We start from the raw sequence: 16,729 nt of genomic DNA, 5'->3' as shown, positions 1-16,729 counted from the left end.
CACGCAAAGGAGCAGCATCTGATTCTTGTAACAATAGGACCATGCGCGACATCCCCAGCAAAAACGTCACCATCACACAGGTCGCACTGAAGGCAGGCGTAGACCGCTCTACCGTTTCGCGGGCACTCGACCCCAAAAAACGCGCCCTCATCAGCGACGCCGTGGTCAAGCGTGTCGAGGCTACGGCGCAGGCTCTGGGCTACAGGCCCAACCAGCTGGCCGCTGCCTTGCGCACGCGCAGATCGGGTGCGGTAGGCGTTCTTTTGCCTGACATCACCAATCCGGTCTTCCCCCCCATCGTCAAGGGCATAGAGGAAACATTGCGTGCAGCCGGATGTGTGGCTCTGGTGGCCAATGCCGACGGCGATGCGGCCTCGCAGGCAGAAGTATTCGAGCAGATGCTGGCCCGGCGGGTGGACGGACTCATCATTGCGACTGCCGCTCGGGACGACCTTCTGGTGGCACGCTGCATCGAGCAACGTGTGCCCTTTGTTCTGGTTAATCGCGGAGCCGACGCACGCGAGCTGTCAATGGTCGTCAACGATGACCGGCTGGGTACACAACTGGCAGTACAGCACCTGGTCTCGCTGGGGCACAGGCATATTGCGCATCTTGCTGGCCCCCAGAACCTGTCAACCGGTTTTGTACGGCGCGCCGGTTTTGTAGCGGCCATGCGTGAGGCCGGGTTGCCCGCAGGCAGCATCGTCAATTGCACAGGTTATTCGCGCGAAGCCGGCAAGTCGGGGTGTGAAAAGCTTTTCGCAAAAGCACCCGATATCACCGCCATCGTTGCATCCAATGATCTGCTGGCCCTTGGCTGTTACGACGCACTACAGGGCATGAACCTTTCATGTCCGCGCGATGTGTCCGTGATAGGCCACAACGACATGCCGCTCATGGACATGGTGTCACCACCCATGACAACGGTGCGCATACAGCATCGCGAGATGGGCGCTCAGGCTGCCCGCGTGCTGCTCGAGCATATTGCGTCACCGGACCGCGCACCCGAATCAGTGGTGCTGCAACCGACGATCATTCTGCGAGGATCAACCGCACAACCCAGGCAAGCCGGGAAGTGAAGAAATAAACGCTATAATCTTAGGCTGTATTCCTCAATAGCTCAGTTGGTAGAGCGCCGGACTGTTAATCCGTAGGTCCCTGGTTCGAGCCCAGGTTGAGGAGCCACCAACAAGACGAAGGCCCGTGCATTGCTGCACGGGCCTTTTTACTTGGGAACGGCATTTGGGCAAGGCCAAACCTCAGTGGCTCGACTACCATTTGCATTCGCTGGTGTGATGGCACCTTGCGGCAAATCAATGGCAAAGCCCACACCTCCTCTGCCCTGGCTTGATGCCGGGCAAGAATTCCCCTCCACAAACCAGGCATGGGGCCACACCACGCCTGCGCCCGGGTTGCTTGCTGCAGGCGCAATACTTGATGTGCCGACCCTTGTTGACGCGTATTCACGCGGGATATTCCCGTGGTTCAGTGAAGGCCAGCCCGTGCTCTGGTGGTCCCCCGACCCACGCATGGTGCTGGAAACACGGCATTTCAGGATGCATCGCTCACTGCGCAAGACATTGAACAATTTCCGTAACGACGCAGCTTGCGAGGTGAGGTTTGACAGCTGCTTTGGTGAGGTCATTCGCAGCTGCGCGAGCAAGCCGCGCGAGGGGCAACCCGGCACATGGATATTGCCCTCCATGGTGGACGCCTACATCGCCCTGCACAAGACCGGCCATGCGCACAGCGTGGAAACATGGATCGATGGCGAACTGGCGGGTGGCCTGTATTGCGTGAATCTCGGCGGGATGGTGTTTGGTGAATCCATGTTTGCGCACCGCACCGATGCATCAAAAATCGCCCTGGCGGCGCTGGTCGCCTTTTGCAGGGTGAGTGACATAGCCATGATTGATTGCCAGCAAAACACAAGACACCTTGCATCGCTGGGGGCTGCGGAAATGGACCGCGGGGATTTCGTCACGCATCTTGGTAATACGGTCGGTAAAGCCGCCCCTGTCTGGCGATTTGACCCCGTATACTGGAACGAATTACTGTCAATACGGACTACAAAGCAGACCACAAAGCCACCGTGACGCACCTCAAAGACCTGCCGCTGCAAACCCTGCAGTTCTACGCCACAGCGCCCTACCCCTGCAGTTATTTGCCGGGCAAGCAGGCCCGGTCGCAGGTCGCCACCCCCAGCCACCTGATTCATAACGACGCGTACTCAGAACTGGTTGCCAACGGTTTCCGGCGCAGCGGAATGTTCACTTACCGCCCTTATTGCGATGGCTGCCAGGCCTGCGTGCCGCTGCGGGTTCCGGTGAATGATTTCCAGCCAGACCGCAGCCAGCGCCGCGCCTGGAATCGTCACAAGACACTGACGGCAAGGGTGCTCAAGCTTTGCTTCATCCCTGAACACTATGAGCTTTACCTGCGTTACCAGACCGGCCGGCATGCCGGTGGGGGCATGGACCACGACAGTATTGACCAGTACACGCAGTTCCTGCTGCAAAGCCGGGTGAACTCACGGCTTGTGGAATTTCGCGAGACGCTTTCCAACGGCGAACCCGGGGCCCTGAAAATGGTGTCCATCCTGGATGTGCTTGAAGACGGGATTTCTGCCGTGTACACCTTCTACGAGCCGGATGCCAGGGCCAGCTATGGCAACTACGGCGTGTTGTGGCAGATAGAGCAGGCCAAACGGCTGGAACTGCCCTATGTTTACCTCGGTTACTGGATCGCTGAAAGCCAGAAAATGAACTACAAGGCGGGATTCAGGCCGCACCAGATACGGGTTAATGATGAATGGATAGCGGCCCGCGAGGACTGACCACTTGCACACAGCAGTGAAAGCCGCCAACCAGCAGGTGCAGCGTAATTTCATAGGATAAAATCATAAGCAGAAAGCCTGCATATGAAAAAGTCTGATAGTGCACTTCCTGCAACCCCCACCGTCCAGGTTATAGAGCGGATGTTTACCTTGCTGGAAATTCTGGCCCATCGTGAAGAAGCGATGTCGCTCAAGGAAATCAGCGAGAAATCCGGCCTCCACCCGTCCACCGCGCACCGCATACTTAACGACCTCGCAACAGGCCGGTTTGTTGATAGACCGGTTGCAGGAAATTACCGCCTGGGGATGCGCCTGCTGGAACTTGGAAATCTGGTCAAGGCGAGGCTTAATGTGCGCGACGCTGCGCTGGCGCCCATGCGTGAACTGCACAAGCTGACGCAGCAGCCGGTGAACCTCAGCATGCGCCAGGGCGATGAAATCATTTACGTAGAGCGCGCCTTCAGTGAACGCTCGGGCATGCAGGTCGTGCGCGCCATTGGTGGGCGGGCACCGCTACACCTCACATCGGTCGGCAAGCTGTTTCTCGCATTTGACGATCCTCAGCGCCTGAGGTCTTATGCAACGCGTACCGGACTTTCAGGGCAAACAAAAAACAGCATCACGCAATTGCCGGTGCTTGAACGCGAACTCTCCAAGGCGCGGCAATACGGCATTGCCCGGGACAACGAAGAGCTTGAGCTGGGCGTTCGCTGCATGGCTGCAGGCATCTATGACGACCAGAACAATCTGGTGGCGGGCCTGTCGATTTCCGCGCCCGCAGACCGGCTTGACGAGCACTGGTTACCGAAATTGCAGGCAACCGCCGCCGAGATATCTACCGCGCTGGGGTACAAACCGCGATAGCGCGATCAGGACACAAAAAAACCGGCCTCAGCCGGTTTTTTAATGGGACGTGGCCTGTTTTTCAGCCGTTGACCTGCTTGGCCGACGCACTGAGATTGACCTTGCCCGCAACCGGATTGGCCTCGACCCAGCGACGAACACGCTCGGCATCACCGAGACGGCTTAATTTACCTGCGGAGTCCAGGAACACCATGATCAGCTTGCGACCCGCAATTTTGGTCTGCATGACAAGGCACTGGCCAGCTTCGGAGATGTAGCCGGTTTTCTGGAGGCCGATATCCCATTCAGGATTTTTGACCAGCCGGTTGGTATTGTTGTACTGCAGGGTACGGCTTCCAACCGCCACCTGGTAACCGGGAGATGTCGTCAGTTCGCGGAGCATGGGATCACCGTGGGCAGCGCCGACAAGCGTCGCCAGATCCTGGGCACTCGACTGATTGCGGCTGGACAGCCCCGTAGGCTCTGCATAGCTTGTGTCATTCATGCCCAGCAGCTTGGCTTTGGCATTCATGAGACTCACAAACACTGACATGCCGCCGGGATAAGTGCGGCCCAGGGCGTGGGCAGCACGATTTTCACTGGACATCAATGCAAGATGCAGCAGTTCTCCACGCGTCAGCGAGGTCCCCACCTTCAATCGGGAACTGCTGTGTTTTTCGGTATCTACATCATCCTGCGTGACCGTGATGACTTCGTCCATCGGCAACTTGGCACCACTGACAATCACGCCCGTCATCAACTTTGTGAGGGATGCAATGGGAAGGACGGCACGGTCATTCTTGCTGAAAAGGACTTCACGCGTGTCCTGGTCAATCACCAACGCCACGCTTGACTTCAAGTCCAGTGGATCCTGCGCGGAATGAAGGCCCGCCATCTGTCCATAAGACGGCACAGCCGGCGCAGAAACCCTGATAACAGATCCGCGTTTCGCGCCGACCACAAAGCGCGCCGTCTTACGGGGTGTCACAACTTTCTTGGAGCTTGCAACTTTTGTAATCTGCACCTTCTTGGCACCACGTTTTGTTGCTGCGTGCCCTGGCGATGGCAAGCTCAGCGCCGCAAACAGAGCCACCAAGCCAAAAACTTGAAATGTGCGACTAAAAACGAATTTAGACATGGGCGCCCCTGTTGGTAGTTGCAATTAAACGCATGGGCTGGAGTGTATACAAATAGAAAAAGTCACGCAATATCAAAAACTTGCGTGACTTTTCTAAAAACTGGGTCAAATGAGTGGGATTTGGCCTACCTGACCATAGGTTTTGGCATGAGATATCGCCAAGTACTTGAATTTAAAAGCTTAATTTTCAAAATTTGTAACTCAACCCTGGGCAGCGACCCTGTCAGCTTTACTTTGAAGCTTGTTCAAAGCACTGAGATAAGCTTTGGCGGAAGCCACAACAATGTCGGGATCCGAGCCCACGCCATTCACAACGCGCCCGCTATTTTGTAACCGGACTGTTACTTCGCCCTGGCTTTCCGTCGATCCGCTGATGGCATTGACGGAATAAAGCACCATTTCGGCACCGCTTTTCACGTGTGACTCAATCGCCTTGAGTGACGCATCCACCGGTCCGTTTCCATCCGACTGGCCTCTAACCTCCTTGCCGAGCACAGTAAAAACAACACTCGCCTGGGGGCGCTCCCCGGTTTCGCTGTGCTGGGACAGGGAAACAAAACTGTATTGCTCGTTGTCGTGGCTGATGCTTTCGTCGCTGACGAGCGCCAATATGTCCTCGTCAAATATCTCGCTCTTTCGATCGGCAAGGTCCTTGAACTTGATGAAGGCACTGTTGACATCGGCTTCGCTTTCCATGGCAACGCCGAGTTCCTGCAGGCGCTGCTTGAAGGCATTGCGGCCGCTGAGTTTGCCAAGCACGATCTTGTTGGCGCTCCAGCCTACATCTTCGGCACGCATGATTTCATAGGTGTCACGAGCCTTGAGCACGCCGTCCTGATGAATGCCCGATGCATGGGCAAAAGCATTGGCCCCCACCACCGCCTTGTTCGGCTGCACGACAAAACCGGTTGTCTGGCTGACCATGCGGCTCGTGGCCAGAATGTGTTTGGTATCGATGCCAAGGGAGAGATTGAAATAGTCCTTGCGGGTCTTGACTGCCATCACTATTTCTTCAAGTGAACAATTGCCGGCACGCTCGCCGAGGCCGTTGATCGTGCACTCCACCTGGCGCGCACCGCCGATCATGACACCGGCAAGTGAATTGGCCACGGCCATACCGAGGTCGTTGTGGCAATGCACTGACCATACGGCCTTGTCGCTGTTGGGAATACGTTCCCGCAGATTCTTGATGAAATTGCCATAAAGCTCCGGAATCGCATAACCAACCGTATCGGGCACGTTAATCGTCGTGGCACCTTCTGCGATGACCGACTCAAGCACACGGCACAGGAAGTCCGGGTCTGAACGATAGCCATCTTCGGGGCTGAATTCGATGTCATCCAGCAGGTTGCGCGCAAAGCGTACAGACTGTTTGGCCTGCTCAAAGACCTGATCGGGGGTCATGCGCAGCTTCTTTTCCATGTGCAGCGCACTGGTCGCAAGAAAGATGTGAAGCCGGGCAGATCTTGCCGGCTTCAGGGCATCAGTGGCACGCGAGATATCACGATCATTAGCTCGGGCCAGTGAGCAGATGGTGGACTCCTTGATGGCTTCGGCGATCGCTTTGACACACTCAAAATCGCCGTTGGAACTGGCGGCAAATCCGGCCTCAATCACATCAACCTTCAGACGCTCCAGTTGCCGGGCAATGCGGAGTTTCTCATCACGCGTCATGGATGCGCCGGGAGACTGCTCACCGTCACGCAAGGTCGTGTCAAAAATGATTAATTTGTCGGACATGCTGACTCCTGTGTTTGTGGGGTACGTGTTGTTGTGCCAGCGCGCTGGGCACGCTGCAGGCCCGAAATAATAGCTTTCAATGAAGCGGACACGATATTTGCGTCACGCCCAACGCCAAAAACCGTCTGCTGACCGACCCGCAGTTCGAGATATGCCACAGCCTGCACATGGGCACCAGAGCCAATGGCGTGTTCATGGTAGTCCAGTACGCGAACCGTCTCACCAGTGGCCTTGCCCAGGCCGTCCACAAATGCATCTATCGGACCGGTACCGGAACCCTGAATCCGGACAGCGCGACCGGCCAGATCCACATCTGCCGTCAGTGTGACCGGTTTGTCCGGCGACGCGCTGGAGGTCCCAATCTGGTGAGCCGGTGTTTGCGTTGTGCTCACGCCATATTCGCGCTCAAACAGGTCATGCAGGTCCTGCGCCGTCAGTTCCTTGCCCGTGGTATCCATCACCGCCTGGACGACCTGGCTGAACTCAATCTGCAGGCGACGCGGGAGCTCAAGGCCGTATTCACTTTCGAGCAGGTAGGAGATTCCCCCTTTGCCAGACTGGCTGTTGACGCGGATGACGGCTTCATAACTGCGTCCGAGATCTTTCGGGTCAACCGGCAGATAGGGCATATCCCATATGTCGCCATCCTTGCGGGCTGCAAGGGCCTTCTTAATGGCGTCCTGGTGAGAGCCGGAAAACGAGGTGTAGACAAGATCGCCGGCATAGGGATGGCGGGGATGTACGGGCAACTGATTGCAATGCTCCACCGTGCGCCGGATTTCATCAATGTCAGAGAAGTCCAGCTGGGGGTCTACACCCTGGGTGTAAAGATTGAGGGCAACGTTGACCAGGTCAAGGTTGCCAGTCCGTTCGCCGTTGCCAAAGAGACAGCCTTCAAGGCGGTCAGCGCCAGCCATGACTGCAAACTCGCCAGCAGCAGTGCCGGTACCGCGGTCATTGTGGGGATGGACAGACAACACGATGGAATCACGGCGTGCAAGGTTGCGATGCATCCACTCGATCATGTCGGCGAAGATATTGGGCGTTGAGTGCTCCACCGTCGATGGCAGGTTTACGATACATTTTTTACGGGGTGTCGCCTGCCAAACGTCCGTGACTGCATCAACCACACGCTTGGAAAAAGCCAGTTCAGTCCCCGAAAACATCTCTGGTGAATACTCGAAAGTCCATTGTGTTTCAGGCTGCCCGGCAGCCAATTCGTTGAAAAGCCGCGCCTGGCTGGTTGCAAGTCCAACAATGCCATCTTCGTCGAGGCCCAGCACCACTTTTCGCATAACCGGCGCGGTGGCGTTATACAAATGGACGATCACTCGCCGTGCGCCCTGCAGCGCCTCAAATGTGCGGCGGATGAGCGGTTCGCGGGCCTGGGTCAGCACCTGTATGGTGACATCATCAGGTACCAGCCCGTCATCAATCAGTTTGCGGAGAAAATCAAACTCGACCTGCGAGGCAGACGGGAAACCGACTTCGATTTCCTTGAAGCCAATCTCCACAAGGGCTTTGAACATCTTGAGCTTGCGCGGGATATCCATAGGCTCTATCAGCGCCTGATTGCCATCGCGCAGATCCACGCTGCACCACACGGGAGCCCGGGTCAGCACCGCATCAGGCCATATACGGTCTGCAAGGTGCACTGGCGCAAATGCACGATATTTGCTGGATGGATTTTTCAACATGATCTTGTCTCTCAGTGGCTGGGTGGTGGAAAGAAACCAGCAGCCCAAAGAAAAACGGCCCGCTGCTGGTGCATACGGGCCGTTGAATCTGGTGAACGCGTGCGCTACCGTCTCCGCCCGTTGGCAGATAGCAGTAGTGCTAGCGAAATCTTGTTCATGCCTTAAATACTATCACAATTATTTGTGAAGTCCACGCTCGTCCGGTTCATCGGTTGAAGTAGAGATCACGCTGGTTTGCAAACCCTTGGCTTTTCTGTAGCCATACACCACATAACCGGACAGGCCATACAGGATGAACAGGCCAAACATCACCGTCGGCGGGTGAATATTGATCACGGCTATGCCCAGTGCTATCAACACAATAACGGCAAACGGAACGCTGCGTTTCATGCTGATGTCCTTAAAACTGTAAAACGGCACGTTGGTGACCATGGTGAGGCCGGCATACAGGGTCAGGGCGAAGGTCACCCAGCGCACCTCCGAACCCGCAATCCCCGCATCCGTCATGAGCCAGATAAACCCTGCGACCAGCGCGGCGGCGGCCGGAGAGGGCAAGCCCTGGAAGAATCTTTTATCCACCACGCCGGTGTTGACGTTAAAGCGCGCAAGACGCAAGGCTGCACAGGCGCAATAAACAAATGCGCCAATCCAGCCCCAGCGCCCCAGGCTGGTCAATGCCCACACATATGCAATGAGCGCAGGCGCCGCACCAAACGACACCATGTCCGATAGAGAGTCCATTTGCTCGCCAAAGGCACTTTGCGTGTTGGTCATGCGCGCAATGCGGCCGTCCAGGCTGTCAAGCACCATGGCGCAGAAGACACCGATGGCAGCCTGGTCGAAACGGCCATTCATGGCCATGACGATCGCGTAAAAACCGCCAAACAGCGCGGCCAGGGTAAACAGATTGGGCAGTATGTATATGCCTTTGCGGCGCTTGCGCACAACGACCTCTTCGGACGCTGGACTGGCTTCATGACCATCATGCATAAAAGTACTCCCGATTCAAACTTTGTGCGCGCAATATGCTATCGAATTGATAGTAAACAAAGGCTGACGCATCCAAGGATAACAAACCGCATGTTTGATTGTTGCAAGGGCATTAAAAAAGCCGCGCAGGAGGGCTGCGCGGCTTTTTGCAGGACAAAACCCGCGATATGACTAGTTGCGGGTCTGGTCAACCAGCTTGTTTTTCGCAATCCAGGGCATCATGGCTCGCAGCTGGCTACCCACTTTTTCAATGGAATGCTCGGCTGTGAGGCGACGACGAGCAGTCATGCTCGGGTAGCCGGTACGGCCTTCCAGGATGAACATCTTGGCGTATTCACCACTTTGAACGCGCTTCAGCGCCGCACGCATGGCTGCACGGGACTGGTCGTTGATGACTTCAGGTCCGGTGACGTACTCGCCATACTCCGCGTTGTTGGAGATCGAGTAGTTCATGTTCGCAATGCCGCCTTCGTAGATCAGGTCCACGATCAGCTTGAGCTCATGCAGACACTCGAAGTAGGCCATTTCAGGGGCGTAGCCAGCTTCCACCAATGTCTCATAACCCATCTTGATAAGTTCAACGGCACCACCGCAAAGAACGGCCTGCTCTCCAAACAGATCAGTCTCGGTTTCTTCCTTGAAATTCGTTTCAATGATGCCGGCCTTGCCGCCGCCATTGGCCATGGCGTAGCTCAGGGCCAAATCACGGGCCTTGCCGGTCTTGTCCTGATGCACGGCAACCAGGTGTGGCACACCACCGCCTTGCGTGTAGGTGTTACGCACGGTATGACCCGGGGCCTTGGGCGCTACCATCCAGACGTCGAGGTCGCCACGTGGCGTGACCTGGTTGTAATGAACGTTAAAACCATGGGCAAACGCGAGCGAGGCACCCTGCTTGATGTTTGGAGCGACGTTGTTGGTGTACACCTCGCCGATCTGTTCATCAGGCAACAAAATCATCACGACATCCGCAGCTTTCACGGCATCATTGACTTCCATCACGGTCAGGCCGGCCTTGCCGACCTTGTCCCACGATGCACCACCCTTGCGCAGGCCGACGAGGACCTTGACGCCGCTGTCGTTCAGGTTCTGTGCATGCGCATGACCCTGGCTGCCGTAACCGATGATGGCCACTGTCTTGCCCTTGATCAGGCTCAGGTCGCAATCTTTGTCGTAATAAACTTTCATTTTTCTCTCCGGATAATTCAAAAAAGGTTCTGGCGAAATGCCCCATGACAGGCTCAGGGCGAACGGCAAACACTTATCGCCACTCTTCCAATCCGTTCGCGTTGAGCCTGTCGAAACGCGCGCACGGACAACTGAAAATCAGACTCTGAGGATTCGCTCTCCGCGGCCGATCCCGCTGGAACCGGTCCTGACAGTTTCCAGAATGGCGCTGCGGTCAATTGCTTCAAGGAAAGCATCGTTTTTTGACTGGTCGCCGGTCAGCTCAATGGTGTAACTTTTTTCAGTCACATCGATGATCCGCCCGCGGAATATATCAGCCATGCGCTTCATCTCCTCGCGCTCCTTGCCAACCGCGCGGACCTTGACCATCATGAGCTCGCGCTCGGTGTATGAACCTTCTGTCAGGTCAACGACCTTGACCACTTCAATCAGGCGGTTCAGGTGCTTGGTGATTTGCTCTATCACGTCGTCGGATCCACTCGTCTGGATCGTCATTCGCGACAGCGTCGGGTCTTCCGTCGGAGCGACCGTCAGGCTTTCAATGTTATAGCCACGGGCAGAAAACAGGCCCACGACCCGGGAAAGAGCACCAGGCTCGTTTTCCAGTAAAACTGCAATGATGTGTTTCATAGAAGATTCCTCTTTTCGCTGCCCTCCCCTGCGCACGGTAATGCGCAGGCTTGGCAGGCAATAGATTCGTCAGGTGACGGAGATTGAATGGATGTTGCGGATAGAGCTCAGAGGTCCTCAGACCCCAACAGCATCTCGTTGATGCCCTTGCCGGCTTGCACCATTGGAAAGACATTTTCGGTGGGGTCGGTACGGAAGTCCATGAAGACAGTCCTGTCCTTGAGCTTGCGGGCCTCCCGCAGCGCCGGTTCGACATCTTCCGGCTTTTCGATCAGCATGCCCACGTGGCCATACGCCTCGGCGAGCTTCACGAAGTTAGGCAGTGCATCCATGTAGCTGTGGCTGTAGCGGCCCTCGTAGTCGAGCTCTTGCCACTGACGAACCATGCCCAGATAGCGGTTGTTCAGCGACACGATTTTGACTGGCGTGTTGTATTGCAGGCATGTAGAAAGCTCCTGGATACACATCTGGATGGAGCCTTCCCCGGTAATGCAGAAAACCTCAGCGTCCGGCTTGGCCAGCTTGATGCCCATTGCATAAGGCAGGCCGACGCCCATGGTGCCCAGACCGCCCGAATTGATCCAGCGACGCGGCTCTTCGAACTTGTAATACTGCGCCGCCCACATCTGGTGCTGACCGACGTCAGAGGTGATGTAGGTATCGGTGTCTTTTGTCATCTTGCAGAGCGTCTCCACAACATACTGCGGCTTGATGACATCACCCTTGCCCATGCTGTACTTCATGCAATCACGCTTGCGCCAGCCTTCAATCGTGTCCCACCATGCACCAAGGGAATTTGAGTCGGGCTTCGTCCCGGATTCCTTGATCATGGAGATCAGCTCGTTCAACACATCCTTGACGTCGCCAACGATGGGAATGTCGACCTTCACGCGCTTTGAAATGCTCGAAGGATCAATGTCGATATGGATGATCTTTCTCTCGTTCTGCGCAAAGTGTTTCGGGTTGCCGATTACACGATCATCAAAACGTGCGCCCACGGCCAGCAAAACATCGCAGTTCTGCATGGCGTTGTTGGCCTCAACCGTTCCATGCATGCCCAGCATGCCCAGAAATTTGCTGTCACTGGCCGGATAGGCGCCGAGGCCCATCAGGGTATTCGTGCACGGATAACCGAGCATGTCGACCAGCGTACGCAACTCCTGCGAGGCATTACTCAACAAGACACCGCCGCCTGTGTAGATGTACGGCCGCTTGGCAGTCATCAGCAGCTGCAGGGCTTTTCGAATCTGCCCACCGTGACCCTTGCGCACAGGGTTGTATGAGCGCATTTCAACGCTCTGCGGGTAGCCCGTGTAAGCCGTCTTGTTGAACGAGACATCTTTCGGAATGTCTACAACCACCGGCCCTGGCCGGCCGCTCCTGGCAATGTGGAAGGCCTTTTTCATGACCTCCGCCATGTGCCGCACGTCTTTCACCAGAAAGTTGTGCTTGACGATGGGTCTCGTGATGCCTACTGTGTCGCATTCCTGAAATGCGTCAAGGCCTATGGCTGCCACTGGCACCTGCCCAGTGATGATGACCATTGGAATGCTGTCCATGTAGGCCGTCGCGATACCTGTAATCGCATTGGTCACACCGGGACCCGAGGTCACCAGCGCCACGCCGACATCGCCGGTAGCGCGCGCGTATCCATCGGCCGCATGTACCGCAGCCTGTTCGTGGCGCACCAGAACGTGCTGGATTGAATCCTGTTTGTAAAAGGCATCGTATATGTGAAGTACCGCACCGCCTGGGTAACCCCATATGTACTTCACACCCTCTGCCTGCAGGGATTTGACAAGGATTTCGGCCCCGCGCAGTTCCTGCGATCCGGTCGACGACGTTGAATTTGCAGACGCTGCTGCTGCGGAAGTGATTTCCGCCCTGGAGATTTCCATGATGATGAACCTTTGTGAATTTCTCTAACGAAATACCTTGGGTGCCTCTTCGCCTGCCTTTGTGGGGCTGCGTCAAGACTTGAGGCCAAAACCATGAGCGGAAACATAAACCGCCGAGCCATGACCCGTTTGCCGTTTGAATTGCAGACCCGTATTATGACATTTCATGTTGCTCAATCACCGCAACAGCGCAAAATCCGGCCCTCATGGCGCACTGCGATGCGATAATTTTGGCTAAAGCACCACAATAACTACAGCGCTGGACAAAACCGGACTCCCCTACCGTTGGCAACTGAACAAGAACTTTCTGACTTCCTGAAAAGCGTTGAAAAACGGGCTTTCAAGCGAAGCATCTACCATGTTCGGGACGAAGAAGCTGCTTTGGACATCGTCCAGGACAGCATGATGAAGCTGGCGCACAGCTATGGCGACAAGCCCGCGTCAGAGTTGCCCATGCTTTTCCAGCGGATTCTGTCAAACACTACGCTGGACTGGTTTCGCCGCCGCAAGACCAGAAATGCGATTTTCTCCAATATGAGCGACTTCGAATCTGCCGGAGATGACGGAGATTTCGATATTCTGGAAACTTTGGAGGCCCAAACCGGATCAGAGGGAACAGAAAGCGCCCAGGATGCCACTGAACGGGCGCAGATCTTGCGGGAAATCGAAGAGGAAGTAAAACAGTTGCCGGGCCGTCAACGGGAAGCGTTTCTGATGCGTTACTGGGAGGAGATGGACGTCGCTGAAACTGCTGCTGCCATGGGCTGCTCTGAGGGCAGCGTCAAAACACACTGTTCACGCGCTGTCCTGGCTCTCAGTAAGGCACTGGGTGCCAAAGGGATAAAACTATGACGAATTCACTACAAAATCGCGCTGACATCCTCCAGGACCGCTTTGCACTCAAAGCCACCTCCTACCTGTCCGCAGGGACGGCTGACCTCCCATACGATATTTCCGAGCGCCTGCGTGCTGCCCGCGTACAGGCGGTTGCAAAACGCAAGGTCGCACGCACCCAGACAGCCGGCGTTGTTGCCATGTCGGGTGGCAGCGCAGTGATGGGCTGGGGCTCGGATGATGGACTCAACTGGTGGTCACGCATTGGCTCCGTAGTGCCTTTGCTGGCTCTGGTTGTAGGTCTTTTGACCATCAATTCGATCCAGAATGACAACCGCGCCCAGGAGGTTGCTGAAGTCGATGCTGCACTGCTGACAGACGAACTTCCGCCCGCCGCTTTTGCAGACCCCGGGTTCGTCCAGTTTTTGAAAGCCACCCGCTAGGCCTTGCCATCCCGATTGACCAAATGATCGCGCTGGCTGCACTTACCCCCACTTCAACGACAACCGAACTCACTTCTGTTCGATCCTTTCCGGGTGAAAAATTGACAAAGGCAACCCTGTTGTCCCTGGCATTTTTTCTATCTGCATGCTTATGCATGCCTGCTCTTGCCCAGCAACAAGCAGCAAAACCGCTAACGACGGCCAGTACGGCTCTGGGCAGCAAGGCAAGCGCCCCAGCAGTCAAAACTGCAGCGGCACCAGTTGTGTCCAGGCCTTCATGGGCTGAACTCACGGCGTTGCAACAACAGACGCTTAAACCCCTGGCTGCAAGCTGGAACAGCATCAGCGAACCGCAGAAGCGCAAATGGCTGGAAATTTCAAAAAATTACCACTCGCTCCCCCCCGAGGGACAGGCCACCATGCACAGCCGCATGAACGAGTGGGTGGCACTGAGCCCGCAGCAGCGCGCTGAAGCCCGGCTGAATTTCGCCAAAACAAAAGAGCTGTCGAAACAGCTGACGCCTGAAGAGAAAAAAGCCAAGTGGCAGACATACCAGGCCCTTAGCCCTGAAGAAAAACAAAAACTGGCAGCCAAGGCAAGCGCCCGACCGGCGGGTGCGGCTACGGCTGTGAAGCCCGTTGCCCCTCAGAAACTGGCAGCGGTACCACCGGGCGGCACAAAAACTGCCCCTAAAATGGCGCCAGCCCAAGCCATCGTCAGCGTGCCGGCCACGGCAGGCCCGGCGACAGCTGTCCAGCGCTGACGTATTCGCGGCACGGCCCCTGAGTGGCCGGAAAGTGCACAATCGCACGCAGCCAACAAGCCGCCGCACCGTATCGCTTAACCTGCCCTTACACCCGAGTGAATACTTTGTCCGTACCATCCCTACCCCGACGCATGGCGTGCTGGGTTTATGAGGGTCTGCTGATGTTCGGCGTTGTCTTCATAGCCGGCTATCTTTTCAGCACCCTGAGCCAGACACGCAATGCTCTCGACAATCGTCATGCCCTGCAGGCTTTCCTGTTCGTGGTTTTTGGCATCTACTTCGTATGGTTTTGGGCCAAAGGCCAGACCCTGGCCATGAAAACCTGGGATATCCGCGTGGTCGACAAGAGCGGCGCGCCCATCACACAAAAGCGCGCCCTGCTCCGCTATGTACTCAGCTGGATCTGGTTTTTGCCGCCCCTTGGCATCAGCTGGTTTTTGGGGCTTCCGGGCACTGAAGCAGCTGTGCTTGCGCTAGGTTGGGTGGGCGTCTGGGCCGTACTTGCCCGGTTTCAGGCTCAAAAACAGTTCTGGCACGACGCATGGGCGGGCACACAACTGGTCACCTGGACAGCACCGGAACGATCCCGAAAAAGCCGGCGCAAGACAGAAAAGGCCGCTTGATACACACATACACATAACATCAAGCTGCAACAATACGCCCGCAGAATATCGGCATGTTTGAACAACCCCCTCATCCCGCATCGCCTCTGCAGGCATCCGACGCCAATCCCCAAAAACACCGCAAAGGCATGAGCCGTCTATGGCATGCGTTGGGCTATTCGGTAGCCGGGCTGCGTGCGGGCTGGCACGAAACGGCCTTCAGGCAGGAACTGCTGGCCTCCGCGGTGCTCCTTCCCGCCGCCTTCTGGCTGGGAAACACCTGGATGGAAACCGCCATGCTTGCAGGCACCGTCATTCTCATCATGATTGTCGAGTTGCTGAACACGGGCATAGAGACAGCCATCGACCGCATAGGTCCCGAATGGCATGACCTCTCCAAACGGGCCAAAGACATGGGCAGTGCCGCCGTGCTGCTCAGCCTGATACTCTGCGCAGGAACCTGGTCGATGGCCCTGCTCCACAAACTCCCGGGATAAACAAACCTTGCCAGCATCCACAACGCCCGCTTTTTCACTCTGCGTTTACTGCGGCTCCCGCGCCGGAAACGATCCGAAATTTTCAGCAACTGCCGAATTCGTCGGGACCTGGATAGGTCAACATGGCGGCCAGCTGGTCTATGGTGGCGGGCGTAACGGCCTGATGGGTATCGTTGCCGATGCCACACTGGCCGCCGGTGGGCGCGTGATTGGCGTGATTCCCAAAGCACTGGTTGAAAAGGAATGGGCGCACAGCGGCTGCACGGAACTGCATATCGTCGAGAACATGCATGAGCGCAAACGCATCATGGCCGAGAACGCTGATGCTTTTCTGGCCTTGCCGGGGGGCATCGGCACACTCGAGGAATTTTTTGAAGTCTGGACGTGGCGCCAATTGGGCTATCACGACAAGCCAGTTGGCCTGCTCAATATGGGCGGGTATTACGACAGCCTGCTGGCATTTCTCGGTTCGTCAGTCGACACCGGTTTCATGAACGACGCCCTGATGAACCTCATCCACGTCAACGGGCAGGCCGAGCCACTTTTGCGGACGCTGGTCAATGCAGCAGGAATTTCGTCCACCGCAACCCGGCTGGACCAGATCTGAACTGAATCCCTCACGGGAC

The 16,729-nt window shown here is 56.3% G+C and carries 17 protein-coding genes and 1 tRNA gene; 11 read left to right on the top strand and 7 right to left on the bottom strand.

Annotated elements, in window-relative coordinates; translation table 11 throughout:
* Positions 1-41 precede the first annotated feature (41 nt).
* The 5 genes from HYX42_RS01870 to HYX42_RS01850 all read left to right on the top strand — a co-directional run bounded on the left by HYX42_RS01870 (position 42) and on the right by HYX42_RS01850 (position 3,700).
* Positions 42-1,079, top strand: a complete 1,038-nt coding sequence (locus tag HYX42_RS01870) for a LacI family DNA-binding transcriptional regulator (protein WP_293398912.1) — start codon at positions 42-44, stop codon at positions 1,077-1,079.
* A gap of 30 nt (positions 1,080-1,109) precedes the next feature.
* Positions 1,110-1,185 (top strand) — tRNA-Asn (locus HYX42_RS01865).
* A gap of 131 nt (positions 1,186-1,316) precedes the next feature.
* Positions 1,317-2,096, top strand: a complete 780-nt coding sequence (gene aat, locus HYX42_RS01860; RefSeq protein WP_293398910.1) for a leucyl/phenylalanyl-tRNA--protein transferase — start codon at positions 1,317-1,319, stop codon at positions 2,094-2,096.
* Positions 2,093-2,836, top strand: a complete 744-nt coding sequence (locus tag HYX42_RS01855) for an arginyltransferase (protein ID WP_293398908.1) — start codon at positions 2,093-2,095, stop codon at positions 2,834-2,836. Before aat ends, HYX42_RS01855 begins: the two co-directional genes overlap by 4 nt.
* A gap of 84 nt (positions 2,837-2,920) precedes the next feature.
* Positions 2,921-3,700: an IclR family transcriptional regulator gene (locus HYX42_RS01850; RefSeq protein WP_293398906.1), complete on the top strand. Its 780-nt coding sequence runs from the start codon at positions 2,921-2,923 to the stop codon at positions 3,698-3,700.
* Positions 3,701-3,761: 61 nt separating this feature from the next.
* Here the strand turns inward: HYX42_RS01850 and HYX42_RS01845 are convergent, their stop codons facing one another.
* From HYX42_RS01845 to HYX42_RS01815, 7 genes are all read right to left on the bottom strand, one after another.
* Positions 3,762-4,817, bottom strand: a complete 1,056-nt coding sequence (locus HYX42_RS01845) for a serine hydrolase (RefSeq protein WP_293398904.1) — start codon at positions 4,815-4,817, stop codon at positions 3,762-3,764.
* A gap of 201 nt (positions 4,818-5,018) precedes the next feature.
* The gene (locus HYX42_RS01840) at positions 5,019-6,557 is read right to left on the bottom strand and encodes a 2-isopropylmalate synthase (RefSeq protein WP_293398903.1); all 1,539 of its coding nucleotides are present in this window, start codon (positions 6,555-6,557) and stop codon (positions 5,019-5,021) included.
* A complete protein-coding gene (gene leuA, locus HYX42_RS01835; protein WP_293398901.1) occupies positions 6,542-8,254 on the bottom strand; it encodes a 2-isopropylmalate synthase in 1,713 nt (570 codons plus the stop codon). The genes HYX42_RS01840 and leuA overlap by 16 nt, the downstream gene beginning before the upstream one ends.
* Positions 8,255-8,431: 177 nt before the next feature.
* Positions 8,432-9,244 carry a CDP-diacylglycerol--serine O-phosphatidyltransferase gene (gene pssA / locus HYX42_RS01830; protein ID WP_293398899.1) on the bottom strand — a complete coding sequence of 271 codons (813 nt, stop codon included), beginning with the start codon at positions 9,242-9,244 and terminating at the stop codon, positions 8,432-8,434.
* 171 nt (positions 9,245-9,415) lie between these two features.
* The gene (gene ilvC, locus HYX42_RS01825; protein WP_293398897.1) at positions 9,416-10,432 is read right to left on the bottom strand and encodes a ketol-acid reductoisomerase; all 1,017 of its coding nucleotides are present in this window, start codon (positions 10,430-10,432) and stop codon (positions 9,416-9,418) included.
* 138 nt (positions 10,433-10,570) lie between these two features.
* A complete protein-coding gene (ilvN, locus tag HYX42_RS01820; protein WP_293398895.1) occupies positions 10,571-11,062 on the bottom strand; it encodes an acetolactate synthase small subunit in 492 nt (163 codons plus the stop codon).
* A 107-nt stretch (positions 11,063-11,169) separates the two neighbouring features.
* Entirely contained in the window at positions 11,170-12,960 is a 1,791-nt protein-coding gene (locus HYX42_RS01815) for an acetolactate synthase 3 catalytic subunit (protein ID WP_293398893.1), read from the bottom strand.
* A 285-nt stretch (positions 12,961-13,245) separates the two neighbouring features.
* Between HYX42_RS01815 and HYX42_RS01810 the strand changes: the two genes are divergently transcribed.
* The 6 genes from HYX42_RS01810 (at position 13,246) to HYX42_RS01785 (ending at position 16,710) form a co-directional block, all read left to right on the top strand.
* Positions 13,246-13,812 carry an RNA polymerase sigma factor gene (locus HYX42_RS01810; RefSeq protein WP_293398891.1) on the top strand — a complete coding sequence of 189 codons (567 nt, stop codon included), beginning with the start codon at positions 13,246-13,248 and terminating at the stop codon, positions 13,810-13,812.
* Complete coding sequence (locus HYX42_RS01805) at positions 13,809-14,237, top strand: DUF3619 family protein (protein WP_293398889.1); 429 nt, start codon at positions 13,809-13,811, stop codon at positions 14,235-14,237. The genes HYX42_RS01810 and HYX42_RS01805 overlap by 4 nt, the downstream gene beginning before the upstream one ends.
* A 263-nt stretch (positions 14,238-14,500) precedes the next feature.
* Positions 14,501-15,001 carry a DUF3106 domain-containing protein gene (locus HYX42_RS01800; RefSeq protein ID WP_293398888.1) on the top strand — a complete coding sequence of 167 codons (501 nt, stop codon included), beginning with the start codon at positions 14,501-14,503 and terminating at the stop codon, positions 14,999-15,001.
* Between the two features lie 107 nt (positions 15,002-15,108).
* Positions 15,109-15,627: an RDD family protein gene (locus tag HYX42_RS01795; protein WP_293398887.1), complete on the top strand. Its 519-nt coding sequence runs from the start codon at positions 15,109-15,111 to the stop codon at positions 15,625-15,627.
* 53 nt (positions 15,628-15,680) lie between these two features.
* A complete protein-coding gene (locus tag HYX42_RS01790; protein WP_293398885.1) occupies positions 15,681-16,103 on the top strand; it encodes a diacylglycerol kinase in 423 nt (140 codons plus the stop codon).
* Between the two features lie 7 nt (positions 16,104-16,110).
* Complete coding sequence (locus HYX42_RS01785; RefSeq protein ID WP_293398884.1) at positions 16,111-16,710, top strand: TIGR00730 family Rossman fold protein; 600 nt, start codon at positions 16,111-16,113, stop codon at positions 16,708-16,710.
* Positions 16,711-16,729 lie beyond the last annotated feature (19 nt).

It is taken from the genome of Polaromonas sp., from assembly GCF_016185115.1.
In the GTDB taxonomy this organism is placed as follows: Bacteria; Pseudomonadota; Gammaproteobacteria; order Burkholderiales; family Burkholderiaceae_C; genus Polaromonas.
This window is presented reverse-complemented; position numbering and strand designations above follow the sequence as displayed.